This window comes from Novosphingobium sp. YAF33 (genome assembly GCF_052113265.1).
Taxonomy (GTDB): Bacteria; Pseudomonadota; Alphaproteobacteria; order Sphingomonadales; family Sphingomonadaceae; genus Novosphingobium.
In genome coordinates this window covers 259,517-274,705 of sequence record NZ_JBFRCW010000002.1, presented here as the reverse complement: position 1 = coordinate 274,705, position 15,189 = coordinate 259,517, and the positions used below count along the sequence as shown (strand labels likewise).

The 15,189-nt window shown below is 66.4% G+C and carries 9 protein-coding genes; 4 read left to right on the top strand and 5 right to left on the bottom strand.

What is annotated here, in order from left to right; translation table 11 throughout:
- The first annotated feature begins 4 nt into the window (after window positions 1–4).
- Genes AB4Z00_RS05460 through AB4Z00_RS05450 form a run of 3 tightly spaced genes read left to right on the top strand, consistent with a single transcriptional unit; the run spans window position 5 to window position 3,997 of the window.
- Entirely contained in the window at window positions 5–1,429 is a 1,425-nt protein-coding gene (locus tag AB4Z00_RS05460) for an MFS transporter (RefSeq protein ID WP_442045236.1), read from the top strand.
- Window positions 1,426–3,351, top strand: coding sequence for a glycoside hydrolase family 3 protein (locus AB4Z00_RS05455; protein WP_442045235.1), 1,926 nt, complete (start codon window positions 1,426–1,428; stop codon window positions 3,349–3,351). The genes AB4Z00_RS05460 and AB4Z00_RS05455 overlap by 4 nt, the downstream gene beginning before the upstream one ends.
- Before the next feature lie 43 nt (window positions 3,352–3,394).
- Window positions 3,395–3,997, top strand: a complete 603-nt coding sequence (locus AB4Z00_RS05450) for an HAD-IA family hydrolase (RefSeq protein ID WP_442045234.1) — start codon at window positions 3,395–3,397, stop codon at window positions 3,995–3,997.
- A gap of 28 nt (window positions 3,998–4,025) precedes the next feature.
- Here the strand turns inward: AB4Z00_RS05450 and AB4Z00_RS05445 are convergent, their stop codons facing one another.
- The 5 genes from AB4Z00_RS05445 to AB4Z00_RS05425 all read right to left on the bottom strand — a co-directional run bounded on the left by AB4Z00_RS05445 (window position 4,026) and on the right by AB4Z00_RS05425 (window position 14,083).
- Window positions 4,026–4,208 (bottom strand): hypothetical protein, encoded by a 183-nt coding sequence (locus AB4Z00_RS05445; RefSeq protein ID WP_442045233.1) that lies wholly within the window; start codon window positions 4,206–4,208, stop codon window positions 4,026–4,028.
- A 93-nt stretch (window positions 4,209–4,301) separates the two neighbouring features.
- Window positions 4,302–7,304 carry a TonB-dependent receptor domain-containing protein gene (locus tag AB4Z00_RS05440; RefSeq protein ID WP_442045232.1) on the bottom strand — a complete coding sequence of 1,001 codons (3,003 nt, stop codon included), beginning with the start codon at window positions 7,302–7,304 and terminating at the stop codon, window positions 4,302–4,304.
- Between the two features lie 235 nt (window positions 7,305–7,539).
- Window positions 7,540–8,535, bottom strand: a complete 996-nt coding sequence (locus tag AB4Z00_RS05435) for a N(4)-(beta-N-acetylglucosaminyl)-L-asparaginase (protein ID WP_442045231.1) — start codon at window positions 8,533–8,535, stop codon at window positions 7,540–7,542.
- A 350-nt stretch (window positions 8,536–8,885) separates the two neighbouring features.
- Window positions 8,886–11,249 carry a GH92 family glycosyl hydrolase gene (locus AB4Z00_RS05430; protein ID WP_442045230.1) on the bottom strand — a complete coding sequence of 788 codons (2,364 nt, stop codon included), beginning with the start codon at window positions 11,247–11,249 and terminating at the stop codon, window positions 8,886–8,888.
- A 146-nt stretch (window positions 11,250–11,395) separates the two neighbouring features.
- Window positions 11,396–14,083 carry a TonB-dependent receptor gene (locus tag AB4Z00_RS05425; RefSeq protein ID WP_442045229.1) on the bottom strand — a complete coding sequence of 896 codons (2,688 nt, stop codon included), beginning with the start codon at window positions 14,081–14,083 and terminating at the stop codon, window positions 11,396–11,398.
- Between the two features lie 358 nt (window positions 14,084–14,441).
- Between AB4Z00_RS05425 and AB4Z00_RS05420 the strand changes: the two genes are divergently transcribed.
- Complete coding sequence (locus AB4Z00_RS05420; RefSeq protein ID WP_442045228.1) at window positions 14,442–15,179, top strand: copper homeostasis protein CutC; 738 nt, start codon at window positions 14,442–14,444, stop codon at window positions 15,177–15,179.
- The last annotated feature ends 10 nt before the right edge of the window (window positions 15,180–15,189 follow it).

Sequence of the window (15,189 nt, the reverse complement as noted above, 5' to 3'; positions counted from 1 at the left end):
GACTATGCTGCAGACCGCAAAGGATGCCGCGCTGAAGACGGCGCCGGAGAGGACGGTTCCCGATCCGGTTTTTGATCCGGTTCCCGATCCTGATGGCGGCAGCTGGCCCCCCGCGCGCGAAGCCTGGACGGCGGCGATCCTGCTCATGCTGGCCTATACCCTGGCCTTCGTCGATCGCCAGGCGCTGGCGCTGCTCGTGCAGCCGATCAAGGAAGACCTCGGCGCCTCCGACACGGCGATGAGCCTGCTCTACGGGTTGAGCTTCACCTTGTTCTACGTGATCGTCGGTATCCCGGTGGCATGGCTGGCAGACCGGTCCAACCGCCGCAACATCATCGTCGTGTCGATCTTCGTCTGGAGCCTCGCCACCGCGGCCTGCGGCATGACCCGCAGCTACGGCGGCCTCTTCGCCGCGCGCGTCGCGGTGGGCACCGGGGAGGGGGGACTGAGCCCTGCCGCCCACTCGATCCTGGCGGACTATTTCCCGAAGAACCGGCTGGCGCTGGCCATGGGCGTCTACAACATGGGCGTCTACCTCGGCGGGGCCGGTGCCCTGATCCTGGGCGGGCTGATCGCCGGGGCGGTGCCGCCGTCCTCGGAAATTGCCATACCGGTGCTGGGGACGATGAAGGGCTGGCACATCATCTTCCTGGCGCTCGGCATTCCCGGCGCGCTGCTGTCGCTGGCGATGCTGTTCGTGCGCGAACCCGTTCGCCGTGGCGGCGTGCCGAAGCTCGCGGAGCCGGCCGGCCATGAGAATCCCGGACGGAAGGGAAGCGCAAGCGTGGCCCAGCTGTTCGGCCAGCTCTCCGCCCACGGACGCGCCTACTTCGGCATCATCGTCGGCTTCGCGCTCATGATCTTCGTGGGGAACGGCACCGGCGCGTGGATCCCGGCCTTCCTCGAACGCTCCTACGGCATGTCGATTTCGCAGATCGGCGCCTCCTACGGCTGGATGGTGTTCTTCTGCGGTACGAGCGGCGCGCTCTGCGGCGGCTTCGCCGGCTCCTGGCTGCAAAAGCGCGGAGTGGTCAACGGCAACCTCCTGGCCGCGGTGATCGGGTTCACCGCGCTCATTCCCCTGACGATCGGTTTCCCGCTCATGCCGACGGCCGGACTCGCACTGGCGGGCGTCGGCGGCATGAACTTCTTTGCCGGCTTCAACTTCGGCGGCGGACTGGCCACGCTCCAGTCGCTGACCCCCAACCGCATGCGCGCGCAGGTCTCGGTGATCTACATGCTGGCCATCAATCTGGTCGGCTCGACCCTGGGGCCGACTTCGGTGGCTCTGGTTACCGACATGGTCTTCGCCGATCCTTCGCGCCTGGGCCTGTCGATCTCCATCGTCTGCGCCGTGGCCTCGCCGCTGGCGCTGGCGGCGCTGCTGTTCGGCATGTCCGGCCTGCCGCGCCGGGAGCGCGCGGCATGAAGGGGCGGCGGACCAAGGGCCTGCTCGGCGGCCTGGTACTGGCGGCGCTCTGCTGCGGATCGGCGCAGGCGGCCGAATGGCGCGACCTGAACCACAATGGGCAGAAGGACCCTTACGAGGATCCCGAAGCCCCGATCGAGCGCCGCGTCGAGGACCTGCTCGGCCGGATGACGCTGGAGGAAAAGACCGGCACGCTGGCGCATGGCACGCTTCCGGGCGCCGGGCCGACGCCGGGGGCGGCGATCGGCATTTCCGCCGGCGGCTACGACATGGCCAAAGTCCGCGACCTGGTGGGCCGGGATCACATGTCCAGCTTCATCACCCGGCTGGACCTGCCGCCCGCCCAGTTCGCCGAGCAGAACAATGCCGTCCAGCGCGCGGCAGAGGAGAGCCGCCTCGGCATTCCGGCCACGATCAGCACCGATCCGCGCAACCATTTCCAGGCGGTTGTCGGCGCCAGCACACGCGGCAAGGGCTTTTCCGCCTGGCCGGAGACGCTCGGCTTCGCAGCGCTGCGCGACGAGGCGCTGGTGCGGCGCTTCGGCGCGGCGGCGGCGCGCGAATATCGCGCCGTGGGCATCCACATGGCGCTTTCCCCGCAGGCCGACATCGGCGTGGAGCCGCGCTGGCCGCGCATCACCGCCACCTTCGGGTCCGATCCGTCGCTCGTGTCGCGCATGGCCGGGGCCTATGTGGAAGGCTTCCAGGGCGGACGGGACGGGGTTACGCGCAGCGGCGTCGCCACCATCGTCAAGCACTGGGTTGGCTATGGCGCCGCGACAGAGGGCTATGACGGGCACAATTACTATGGCCGCAACGTCACGCTCGACAACCGCGAACTGGCCGAGCACATCCGCGCCTTCGACGGCGCCCTGGCCGCTCACAGCGCGGGCGTGATGCCCACTTACGTCGTGCTGCACGGCGTGACGCTGGACGGAAAGCCGGCCGAGCCGGTGGGGGCCGGTTTCAGCAAGCCGTTGCTGACCGGGCTGCTGCGCGGCGGCAAGGGGTTCGACGGGCTGATCGTCTCCGACTGGTCGATCACGCGCGATTGCCCGGAACGCTGCTCGGCGCCGAGCGCCGAGGCACCGCAGATGCCCGGCGCGATCGGCATGCCCTGGGGCGTGGAGGGGCTGACCGTGGTGCAGCGCTTCGCCAAGGGCATCGATGCCGGGCTCGACCAGTTCGGCGGCATCGACAGTCCCGATCCGATCACCCAGGCGGTGAAGCAGGGGCTGGTGAGCGAGGCGCGGATCGACGAATCCGTGCGCCGGGTGCTGCGCCTGAAGTTCGAACTCGGCCTGTTCGACCAGCCTTTCGTCRATCCCCGCCGCGCAGAGCAAGTGCTGGGCGATCCTGCCGTAAAGGCCGAGGCCGACGCTGCCCAGCGCGCCAGCCAGGTCCTGCTTCGGAACGAAGGCGGTATCCTGCCGCTGCGCCGCGGCGCGCGGGTCTGGCTGCAGGGCCTCGATCCCGAGGCGGCGCGGGCGGCCGGGCTGGAAGTGGTGACGCGGCTGGAGGATGCCGATGCGGCCATCGTTCGCAGCGCGGCGCCGTTCGAGACGCTTCACCCTTATCACTTCTTCGGATCGCGCCAGCATGAAGGCAGGCTCGAATTCCGCGATACCGACCCGGATATGCAGGCGATCCGGACCGCGGCGGCCCGGGTTCCGGTCATCGTCGCAATAGAGATGGACCGCCCCGCCGTGTTGACGGCGATGGTCCCCCATACGCGGGCCATTCTCGCGACCTTTGGCGCCAGCGATGCCGCCGTCGCGGATGTGGTCGCCGGAAAAGCCCGCGCGCGCGGGCGCCTGCCCTTCGACTTGCCCCGCTTTCCGGTCACCACCGCAAGCAGGGCTGCGCGGGACAAGCCCCTTTATCCGCGCGGGAGCGGACTCGGCGCGGCGCCTGGGGACTGACCACCGCCTTTCCATTCGCGCCGCAGGGCACTAGGCTGGGGTCATGCCTCAGTTCCAGAACCGTGATTTCGCCGCCTTCCTGTTCGACATGGACGGCACCATGGTCGATTCATCGCGGGTCGTCGAACGGGTCTGGACCGCGTGGGCCCAGCGGCACGGCATCGATCCCCAGCCGTTGCTGGCGGTTTGCCACGGCGTGCAGGGCAAGGACCTGATCCGGCGCTTCGGCGGCAGCGGCCTCGATCTGGCAGCCGAACTGAAGGGCATCGAAGCGGCGGAGATCGCCGATCTCGACGGCGTGGTGGCGATCGCGGGGATCGCGGATTTCGTGAAGCGGCTTGCGCCCGGATCCTGGGCCATCGTCACATCGGCGCCGCGCGCGCTGGCGGTGAAACGGCTTGAGGCCGTGGGCGTGCCCTTGCCGCAGGTCATGGTGGCGGCAGAAGACGTGACTTGCGGCAAGCCCGATCCGGAAGGCTTCCTCAAGGGTGCGGACCTGTTGGGCGTTCCCATCGAAGCGTGCCTGGTCTTCGAGGATTCTCCCGCCGGCGTCGCTGCTGCGCGGGCCTCCGGGGCACGGGTGGCGATCGTGGGTGACCGCGTCGAGGCGGGCGAGCACGAAGCGGTGCTTTACCGTTATCCCTGAGCGGGCAGGCCAGGCGGGCTTTGCGCGGTCAGAAGTCGGGATCGAAGCCGGCTACCGCCTGAAGTGTCTTGCGCCTGGCGGGCGGAGCATCCGCAGTGCCCTGCCGTTCGTCCTGCACCGGCGATACCGGCTCCGGATTCCCGGCCGAAACCTGGTCCTTCCCATGCGGCGAAGGGCGCGGCGGGGCCGTGGTGGCTTTATCGCCTGTCATGACGTTTCCTCATGATGCTTCCTGCTTCGATGCAGCGCGGGGAAAACCGGAACCCGCGGCGGCGGGCTCCGGTTCGTTCCTGCGTCTTGCCGGTCAGAAGTTGACCGTGGCGCCGATCGCGAGCTGGCGGCCCAGCGAGTCATAGCGTGCCGACAGCGTGTTGCTGCGCGACAGGCCGTAGCCGTAGGAGTTCGGCAGCAGCGGCGGCAGCTTGTCGAAGATGTTGTTCGCCGACATGCGGAGCGAGAACGCCTCGTTCACGCGGAACGTCAGCGCCAGGTCGAAGTAGTTCTGCGCGCCGATGCGGTAGAACGTCTCACGCTCGGTGTCGGCATTCCCACCCAGTGCCGGATCGTTCGAGTTGCTGACGTTGGTCAGCGGGCCGACATAGCGCCAGTTGAACGAGGCGTTGAAGAAGCGATCCTCGGTCGTGTACGTGGCGCGCAGCGAGTGCGTCCACTTGGGGATCAGCTGGCCGCAAGTGCCGCCGTAGTATCCGGCGCAGTTGTACTTCGGCAGGATCGGTGAGTCCTGGCCGCCCGCCAAGGTGGTCAGCGAGCCTGCGAAGTCCAGCGCCAGCGTGCCGTACTTGCCAAGACCCGTGGAATACTGGCCCTGGAAGTCCCAGCCATGCGACTTGCTCTTGTAGTAGTTGGTCGTGCCGCCGCGAATGTAGCCGCTGGTCGGGTTGGTGCTGGGGTTGCTGGACAGCGTGCCGTCGGCATTGCGCACGAACATCGAGCAGAAGAACTCGCTGCCGGTCTGGAGGCAACCGTTCGAGAAGTAGTCGTAGTTGTTGTAGCCGATGGAATCGTCGAGATCGATCAGGAAGCGATCGACCGAGACGACCAGGCCGGGCACGAACGATGGCTTGAGCACGACGCCGAAGGTCTTGGTGTAGGCCGTTTCCGGGTTGACCGTGTAGCCGCCCGAGCGAACGGTGCAGCCGACGTCGGTCGGGCAGACCAGGGTCGGGCTGCCGTAGAGGCTGTCCGCCAGACCGGTGGCGGCGCAGACTTCGCGCGAGGCGGCCGGGGCGCCGTAGACGGGTACCTGCTGGCCGTTGGCGCCGGTGGTGTAAGTGACCGTCGGCGCGCAGATATCGTTGTAGGTCGGCGTGATCCGGTCGTAGCTGATGTTGGAGCCCTGGTAGGCTTCCACCACCGTCGGCGCGCGCTGGGCCTTGTTGATCGAGCCGCGGAAGGTGATGTCCGAAATCGGCGACCAGATCGCTTCGGCCTTCCAGGTGGAGAAGGTGTCCGGGTTGGAGCTGTACTTCGACAGACGGAACGCGCCGTTGAACTGCAGCAGTTCGGCGAAGGGCTTGTGCTCTACGATCGGAACCTGAACTTCGACATTGCCTTCCCAGGCATTCTGGGAAAGGTTGCTGTTCGATCCGCCCCAGTTCTTGCGCCAGACATCGTCCGCGTAGCTCTTCAGCTTGTCCTCGCGGAACTCGGCGCCGATCGCGATGGCCACGCCCTGATCGGCCCAGGGCGACTGGATGCCGTAAGTGCCCAGGTCTCCCTGTACGGTGGCAACCGCGTTATAGAGGGTGTTGATCGTGGTGCTGGTGCCGAACTCGGTCAGGTAGTCCAACAGGGCCTGGCCGTTGGTGGCCGAGTTGGCGCTGAAGGCGTCGAAGGGAAGGCAGCCATCGGCCGAGCCGGCGGCGCACTGCAGCTGACCGTTGACGCTGACGACATTGAGGGCGTTGTTGACACGGTCGTAGTTGGGGCGGCCCCAGGTGGTGTCCATGCGGTTGCGGGCGTAGACGCCGCCCACGTCGTAGCTCCAGCCCTGTGCGAACTGGCCGCGCACGCCGGCGGTCGCGCGCAGGCCCAGGTTGAGGTAGGAATCGGAGACCGGCCGCGCATTGTTGAAGCGATAGCGCACGTCGAGCGGGGCGAGCGTACCCGTGCCTGCATCGGCACCACAGATGGTCTGCGCCTGCGAGGCCGACATCAGCGGATTGTTGCAGTTGACGAAGTATGTCGTGCCTTCGCCATAAGTTTCGGAATTCAGCACGCGCGCCGGATAGGGATTGGACGAGCTGTCGCGGAACCACATGACGCTGCCGTAGAGTTCGGCGGCGTCGGACAGTTCGAAGGACGTGAAGCCGCCCGCATTCCAGCGCTTGTTGGCGCGCTGGAAGGAGTAACCGTCATAGGGATTGGCGGCATAGGCGTCGCCATAAGGCAGGAGCGTGCCGGAGCCGTCCGGATTGTTGACGAACTGCTGGCCGTTGGCAGCGCCCGAACGGGGCGAAATGTAGCCATAGGGCGTATACGTCGAGGTCGTGCACCCCAGCGGGCCGTCCTTGCCGGTCTGAATGAGTTCGCAACCTGCCGTCTCGCGCGCGGTGAACGGCACCAGCGCCGCTTCGCGATAGTTGACGTAGCCGCTGATGTGGAAGCGGCCGTCGAACAGCTTCTTGCCGATCGTCAGCGAGATATCGGAACGGCCGCCGTCGATCGCGTTGCCGCGCGCCGGCTGGTCGAAGCCGTACTGGCTGGCGACGTCCGAAATCAGCGTGCGCTTGTTCTTGTGCAGGTAGAAGTTGTAGTTGCCGTTGAGCTGGGTGCCTTCGAAATCGTCATCCATGATGAAGTTGACGACGCCGGCGACCGCATCCGAACCGTAGACGGCGGAAGCACCGCCGGTCAGCACGTCGACGCGCTTGATGAGCGAGGTCGGGATCATGTTGGCGTCCACGCCGTTCATGGTGCCCACGCGCTTGCCGTCGATCAGGGTCAGGGTGCGTTCGAAGCCGAGGTTGCGCAGCTTGATGCGCTGGCGGCCGTCGGAATCCGAGTAGTTCTGCTGGCTGTCCGGCGCGATCTGCGGAATGCGGTTGAGCACTTCCTCGATGTTGACGGCGGCCTGGGCGCGGATCGCGTCGTTGGTGACGGAAGTGATCGGCGCGGCGGCCGTGGAGTTCGGGCGGTTGATGCGCGAACCCGTGACGACGATCGAGCCTGCAGAACTGCCCGCGCTTTCGGCTGCCTCGGCCGGTGCCGCATCCTGCGCCATGGCCGGCGTGGCCAGACCGGCCATGCAGGTGGTGGCCAAGAGTATCCTGGTGATCTTCCTCATTCGAGAACCCTTTTTCCCTGAAGTGATGGGCCGCCGTGTGCAGGTCGGCCTTGTCGCCTGCCGGTCGTTATCGACCGGACTTGTCGGTCCCCGGTCGCTATCGACCGGATTTGTCGGTCCCCGGTCGCTATCGACCGGATTTGTCGGTCCCCGGTCGTTATCGACCGGATTTGTTGGTGCCCGGTCGTTGCCGGCATTTCCTCTTGCGTTATCGATCGATTCCAGGTCGGCGCGGTCAGGCGCGGCGCAGGCTGTCCGACGGGTGGACGGCCGTGCGACCGGCGGCGTCCGTCACCGCGTAAGTGAATCCGGGCTGGATGGCGAAAGCACCGACGCGGCCGTCCTTGTCGATCGCCAGGAATGCGACCTGGGCGTCCTTCACGGCGTCTCCGCGCAGCTTGACGATATGTTCGACGGCTTCGCGGCATGCGGCCATTGCCGACATGCCCATCCGCATCGAGCCGACCACGCGGGCCGCGCCTGCGATGCGCGTCACTTCCTCGCCCACGCCCGTTGCCGTGGCGGCGCCGACACCCGGCTCCACCAGCAGTCCGCAGCCCGATTGCGGGGAATCGCCGACCCGGCCGCGCAGCTTGTAGGCCATGCCGGAGGTCGTGCAGGCGCCCGCCAGCCGTCCCTCCGGGCTGCGCGCGAGAATACCAATCGTGTCATGGTCCAGCTTGGAACCGCGCTGGTTCTCGATATTGGCGACGGGTTTGTATTCGGCCGTCCTGAGCCATTCCTTCCAGGCGGCTTCCGCCTCGGGAGTCAGCAGGTCCTGTGCCGCGAAGCCCTGTTCGCGCGCGAATTGCGCGGCGCCTTCGCCCACCAGCATCGTGTGCGGCGTACGCTCCATCACGCGCCGGGCGACCGAAATGGCGTGGACGTAACCTTCCAGCGCGGCGACGGCGCCGGCGTGGCCGCGGTCGTCCATGATGATGGCGTCCAGCGTGACATGGCCGTCCCGGTCCGGATAGCCGCCCATGCCCACGGAGTGGTTGGAAAGGTCCGCCTCCGGCACTTGCGCGCCGGCCTCGACCGCGTCGATCAGCGTTCCGCCGGCCTTCCAGCGGCCATAGGCGGCCGCATTCGCCGCGGCGCCGAAGTCCCATGTGGAAACCACGAGGGCCGGGCTGTGGCTTTCGTTCGACGGTGCGGCCGCGCGCGCCGTTCCAGCCACGGCGGCTCCGGCCAGGGCCATGCCCAAGGTATCGCGACGCGAGATTCCCATGCCCAGTTCCTCAGCCAATACCGCCGCTTCCCTTTTCGGCGGCTGAAACCGGCAGGCCCTTCCCAAAGCCTGTCCTGCAACAGAGCTGTCATAGGTATTAAATAAATTCAATTCCAAAAATCAAATTGGCATTATATTTTTCCGTAATTTGGCGAAATATGTCGCTAATTGGTCTCACGACAACGCCAGAACGCGAAGCGCCGCGCGGAGCTATCGCCTGCTCCGCGCGGTTAAGTTTTCCTTTTTTCCGAAACACCTTGCGTGCTGCCACTTGCACGGAAACGCGCGCCCGTGCCGCCGCCAGGATCCAGTCCGGCGACGCCAATGAGGGGGCGCAGTGCAGGAGGCCCTCAGTCCCGGAGGGCCATCAGTCCTGGCGGGCCATCAACCTGACGGGGAGGACGGCTCTGCAGGCGCTGTCCGAACGAAAGCTCGGGCACGTTCTGCATGTGGAATGTCAGGCGGCCACCCTTCATCAATTCCTCGTGGCGGATCCAGCAGCGGTCCAGCGACTTGCCGTTCCACTCCACCCGGCCGTAATAGGGCCGGTCCGAGCGGTTGCCCGGCGCGCTCACGATCAGTTCGCGGCCGTTGCCCAGCCTGACGCGCGCTTCCTCGAACAGCGGACTGCCGAAGATATAGACGCCGCTGACGGGATCGACCGGATAGAACCCCAGCGCCGAAAGCACGTACCACGCGCTCATCTGCCCGCAATCGTCGTTGCCGATCACGCCTGCCGGTCGGGCGCGGTACATGAGCGCGAGCAGGCGGCGAACCATGGCCTGCGTCTTCCAGTGCGCGCCCGTCCAGGCATAGAGGTAGGCGACGTGGTGCGAGGGTTCGTTGCCATGGGCATATTGGCCGACCATGCCGCTGATGTCCGGCGGTGCGTTCCTGGGCAGCGTGGATGGCGCGTTGAAGAAGGCGTCGAGCTTGGCCTCCAGCCCGGCCGGACCGCCCATCGCCTCGGCAAGGCCGTGGACGTCGTGCTGGTTGAGGAAGGTCGCCTGCCAGCCGTTGCTTTCGGTGAAGTCGCGCCACTTGTCCGAATGGCCGAGTTCCACCGGATCGTAAGGCTCGGTCCAGGCGCCGTTGTCCAGCCGGGGCCGGGCGAAGCCGGTGGCGGTGTCGAACACGTTCTTCCAGTTGCCGGAGCGCGCCTTCAGCCGTGCGGCGTCGCCGGCGGCGCCTGCTGCCCGGGCGATCCGGGCGGCGGCATAGTCGTCATAGGCATATTCGAGCGTGCGGCTCACGCTTTCGAACACCTTGTCCGCCGGGACATAGCCCTTGGCGTCGTAGTCCGGGATGCCGCGCGCATTGTCGAGCACGGGCATGGTGAAGTCGAACGAACGGCGGCGGATGTTCGGCCAGGCGGCGGCGTAGTCTCCGGGAATGCCCTTGGCCATGGCTTCGGCCAGTACCGGCACCGCATGCCAGCCCATCATGCAGCCGGTCTCCACGCCCTGGAGCGGCCAGACGGGCGGGCCATAGGGGCTCTGCTGCGTCTGGCGAACGAGGTCGGCCACGAATTCCCCGACTCGCGCCGGGCGCAGCAAGGTCTGCAGGGGATGGAAGGCGCGATAGGTGTCCCATAGCGAATAGGCGCTATAGGCCGTCTCGCCGGGGGCCAACTGGTGCACCTTGCGATCAAGCCCCATGGTCCGGCCGTCCACGTCCGAGAACAGCGTAGGCCCGATGGCGGCGTGATAGAGCGCGGTGGCCATGATCGTGCGCTGTTCCGCGCTGCCGCCCGTCACCGAGACATGGGACAGTTCGCCGGCCCAGGCGCGGGCAGCGGCCTGGCGATAGAGGTCGAAGTCGAAGTGCGTCGCTTCCGCCGCCAGGTTGGCGCGGGCGCCCGCGACATCCACGGCCGAGACGGCCGTGCGCACGACGATGGGCGCGCTGCCGGCATCGTCGAAATGGACTGCGGCCTTCAGGCGCCGGCCCTTCACTTGCGCACTGCCCGCGGCTTGTGGGGCATCGTCGTCGCCGAAGAAATCGATGCGGCTCGGCGGGCGCGAGAACTGCATGGCGAAGTGGATGCGCCGCCCCTTGGCCCAGCGGAACACCCGCCGCTGCCCGGTGAGCGTGCCGTCCGCATCCAGGGCGAGTTCCGCATCGTCGATCAGCGGATGCTTGTCCGAGGAATCCAGCACGAGGTGCGAGAGGTCGATCAGCAGATGCCCCCCGCTGCCATCGGCGGGATAGACATGGCGCTGGATGCCGGTGCGCAGCGTTGCGGTCAGTTCGCTGGCGACGCCGTTTTCCAGCTGTACGCGGTAATAGCCGGGCTCCGCCGCCTCGTCGCTGTAGCGCAGGCGATAGCCTTCGTCCGGGCGGTCGAGCGGTCCCGGCCGGAGGCGCACTTCGCCGCGGCAGGGCATGACGAGCACGTCCAGCATGTCGCCGATGCCGGTGCCGGACAGATGGGTATGCGAAAAGCCCAGCAGCGAGGCGTCGCCGTGATGATAGCCCGAGCAGGTGTCCCAGCGCGCGGTATCGGTATCCGGGCTCAACTGCACCATGCCGAAAGGCAGGGTGGCGCCGGGGAAAGTATGACCATCACCGCCGGTGCCGATGAAGGGATCGGCTTTCGCGGCCGGCTCCGCCTCGGCGGCCAGAAGCGGCGCCGGTGCGGCGGGAACGGCGGCGGCCAGCAGCGCGAGGCGGCAGGATCCGGACATCAGGCGGCGGCGGGAAAGCGCGGTCATTCAGGCATCCATTCAACTTTCAAAGGCCGTTACGACCCGAAAAGGGCGGCGCCTGTCCGCCGGGTCAAGCCCGTGGACAGGCGCCGGCCCGTGTGCCTGCAGATCTCAAGGAGGAGGAGAGGGACCTGCACGCTTTTGCACGGGACTTAGAAGCTGAACTGGGCGGTCGCGGCGAAGACGCGCCCGTTCTTGTAGAAGGCCGTCGGCGCGCTCTTGCTGCCACTGTAGGAATAATATGTCGAATCGAGCAGGTTCTGCGCGTTGGCCTGGACCGTGAAGTGGTCGTTGATCCTGTAGGAGATCGATGCGTCCAGCTGGTGATAGCCGTCGGTCGAATCCACCGAGTCCAGGCGGCCGATGCCGGTGAAGTAGTGGCTGCGCCAGTTCCAGCTGACGCGGGCCTGGAACGGGCCTTTCTCGAAGTAGGGGATCACGTTGATCGTGTGCTTCGAGAGATAGGGCAGGTTCAGCACCGCGCCGTTTTCGCCCGTGCCGCCCTTGGCATCGGCGAAGGTGTAGTTGGTCAGGATGCCGAAGCCGCCCCAGATCGGGGTCTGGAAGCCCAGCGACACGCCATTGACGGTGGCGTTCGAGGCGTTGACCGGGCTGGAGACGATATAGGTCTCGTTCTGCTGGGTCAGGTTGTTGAACAGCACCTGCTGGCTGGTGGTGGTGACGATGTAGGATGAGATCTCGCGGCGGAAATACTCGGCCGAAAGCAGCGCGCTGTGGCCGAAGTACCATTCGGCCGAAAGCTCGTAGTTCGTCGAGGCATAAGGCTTGAGGTCGGTGTTGCCGCCGCTGGCCGTCAGCTGCGTGTCGTTGCGGCTGAAGGCGCCGGCGAGCTGGCCGTAGCGGGGACGGGCGATGACCTTGGCGATCGAGCCGCGAACCTTGATCTGGTCGTTGACGTCCCAGCTCACGTTGATGCTGGGCAGGCCCTTGAGATAGTCGTTCTTCGCACGGGCCGGCGAATAGCTGTCGCTCTCCGCGGTGTAGAGATAATAGTCCGAGACATCCTGGGTATAGACCGCGCGGTAGCCCAGGTTGCCGCGGATCGGCCCGGTCTCGAAGTCCAGCTGGACGTAAGCCGCGGCCGACTTCTCGTGCACCTTGAACGAAGTGCCCTCGTCAAGGCCGGTGTCGACGTAGAGGCCGTTTTCCAGCGTGTCGATCACGTCTCCGCTGCGCAAGGTGGCGAACTGGTTGGCGTTGCCGCCGGAGCCCAGGCCCTTGAACAGGCCCGAGGGCGTGAGCGTGTAGTCGTAGTCCGCCAGGCTGATCGGATCGGTCAGGTAGACCTGGGAGCCGGTGGCCCTCAGGCTGTTGACGTGGTCGGATGCCTTCACGCCCATGCGCACGGACTTGAAGAAGCTGTCCTCGACGTCCCACTTGGCGTCAAGCTGACCGTAGGTTTCCTTGTCGCGCTGGCGGGACGTGGCGATGCCGCCGATCTGGTAGGCTTGCACCGTGCTGCCATCGGGCAGGGTGACAGGCCGCAGGTCCGAGCGGAAGAAGGCCGTCGGATCGGTGGGCGCGGTGGAATACGTCACTGCAGTCTGGTTCTGCCCGTAGCTGTAGCTGAAGGGCATGTTGGACTGGAGGTTCATCAGGTATTCGGGATCGGTGCCGCCCGTGGCCTTGGTCCAGCCCACATTGCCGGAAAGAGTCAGGCTGTCGTTCGCCTTCCAGGTGGAGGCGAGGTTATAGCTGTCCGTCCGCACTTTGGTCTTGCGGTAGTTCATGTCCAGCTGCGAACTGGTGGAGGGCAGGTCGGTCGCGCCGAAGGAGGCGTTAGTGACGAGGCCGTTCGAGATCGTCGCCGATTGCAGCGCCCCGGCGGCCCAGGTGGGTACGACGTACTGGGACTGGCTGAAGTTGTTGTAGGTGCCTTCGATGTGAAGGCCGGTCAGGTCGAATTCGAGACGGTCGCTCGGCGCCCACTGCACGGCGAACTGGCCGCCGATGCGCTCGCGCGTCTGCTTGAAGTAGGCATGGTTGATGCCATAGGGATAGCGCGCAGCGGCGAGGTCCGCCGCGGTGCCGCCGGTCAGCACGGCATCGGGGTTGTTGAGCGTGACGTTCCCGGCCGCATCGGTCGAGGTGAAGTCGGAACCGCTGTTGTAGCCGAAGTATTCGACGCCCGCGCGGGCCAGCGAGTCCTTGTCGTAAGTCCCGGCGACGAGAATGCCGAAGGTCGCGCTGTCGTTCTTCCAGCTATAGAGCAGCGAGCCGCGCGGATTGCCGATTTCGGAGCGGTCGTTGTAGCCGTAGCCGATCGAGCCGTTGATGGTGTTCTTGTCGAGGTCCAGCGGCTTGCGGGTGCGCACGATCACGGTGCCGCCCAGCGAGCCGTCGTCGATGCGCGGTTCGGGCGACTTGAACACCTCGATCTGCGAGACGATTTCCGGCGCGAGCAGGGAATAGTTGAACGTGCGTCCGGTCACATCGCCGGCATTGCCGCCCCAGTCGGCCGAAGCGATGGAATGGCCGTCGATCAGGACGCGGTTGAGCGCGGGATCGGTGCCCTGGATGGAGACGCGCTCGCCGATGCCGAACTGCCGGTCGACGCTGACGCCGGGAATGTGCGACAGCGATTCCGCGACGTTGCGGTCGGGAAACTTGCCGATGCCTTCGGCGGTGATGACATCCACGACCGCATCGGCATTGCGCTTCACGTTGATGGCATTGGTCAGCGCGTCGCGGATGCCGGTGACGACGATGGCGCCCGCGTCTTCCGGCGCTGCCGGCTGCTGGCCGTCCTGGGCAAACGCAGGGGCGGCGAATGCCACGGTGGCGCCGGTGGCCAGCAAAGTCGCGCGTGCGAATTTCATCATTGTTTCCCTCATGGCCCGAACCTGTCCCCGCGCTTCAGCATCTATTTTGTGAGGAATGCGCGCCGACTATTTCCTGTGACAATGCCAATATCATTCCAATGTCATGGTTGAATGTCACCAAAATAGATCCTGATGTCTATGGGAAATTTTCTCGTCATCGGGCAATGGTGGCCGTGGCGCGTTAAACCGCGGAAATGCGTGGCAAGCGCTGGCGGCGCTGTTGCCCAAGCGGTGGAGCGCTCAGGCAGTCGACGCGGGATGGGGTAGTGCGAAAGGCCAAACTATGTCCAATTCGTCGGCAACCGAATCGCCCCGGAGAAAATCGCGGGGCGTAGCGTCATGAGGAAGCGGCGAAGTGCTTGAAGTCTGTGTCGAAGATGCCGCGGGCATTGCCGCGGCGGTTGCCGGCGGCGGAGACCGCATCGAGCTTTGCAGCGGGCTCGCCCTGGGCGGTCTGACGCCTGCGCAATCGTTGGTCCGCCTTGCAGCGGCCGCGCCGATCCCGGTCCACATGCTCTGCCGCCCGCGGGAGGGCGACTTCGTCTATGATGCGCAGGAAGTCGGCCAGGTGATGGGCGATATCGATCTGGCGGCGCAGGCCGGGCTGGCCGGCGTCGTGATCGGCGCCGGGTCGGCGCAGGGTCTGGACCTTGCTGTTCTGGGCGCGTGGATCGACCATGCACGGCGCGCCGGCAGCGCGCGCGGGGCTCGGCTTTCCCTGACCCTGCACCGGGTCTTCGATCTGCTCGATGATATGGAGGCGGGTCTGGAGCAAGCCGTGGCCCTGGGCTTCGATCGGATCCTGACTTCGGGCGGGGCTGTCCGCGCGCCTGACGGTGTGGCCATGCTGGCGCACCTGCAGGAACTGGCGGCGGGCCGGATCGTCATCCTGGCCGGCGCGGGGGTGTCTCCGGAGGCTGTACCCGCGCTTCGCTCCGCCGGAATCGCGGAGTTTCACGCCTCTTGCCGCACGCCGGGGGAGTCAGGTTCCGGCGGTGCGCGGCTGGAGGAACTGGGCTTCCAGAAGGGGCCAAGGGCAGTGACGAGTCCTGCGCAAGTCGCCCGGTTGAAACGCGCTATCGAACGCACGTGAGGGGGTTGAG

Bases quoted from the DNA above. Each gene is read 5' to 3' on its own strand.
- AB4Z00_RS05450 (WP_442045234.1), top strand. From the start codon at position 3,395: ATGCCTCAGTTCCAGAACCGTGATTTCGCCGCCTTCCTGTTCGACATG.
- AB4Z00_RS05440 (WP_442045232.1), bottom strand. From the start codon at position 7,304: ATGAGGAAGATCACCAGGATACTCTTGGCCACCACCTGCATGGCCGGT.
- AB4Z00_RS05460 (WP_442045236.1), top strand. From the start codon at position 5: ATGCTGCAGACCGCAAAGGATGCCGCGCTGAAGACGGCGCCGGAGAGG.
- AB4Z00_RS05430 (WP_442045230.1), bottom strand. From the start codon at position 11,249: ATGACCGCGCTTTCCCGCCGCCGCCTGATGTCCGGATCCTGCCGCCTC.
- AB4Z00_RS05435 (WP_442045231.1), bottom strand. From the start codon at position 8,535: ATGGGAATCTCGCGTCGCGATACCTTGGGCATGGCCCTGGCCGGAGCC.
- AB4Z00_RS05445 (WP_442045233.1), bottom strand. From the start codon at position 4,208: ATGACAGGCGATAAAGCCACCACGGCCCCGCCGCGCCCTTCGCCGCAT.
- AB4Z00_RS05425 (WP_442045229.1), bottom strand. From the start codon at position 14,083: ATGAAATTCGCACGCGCGACTTTGCTGGCCACCGGCGCCACCGTGGCA.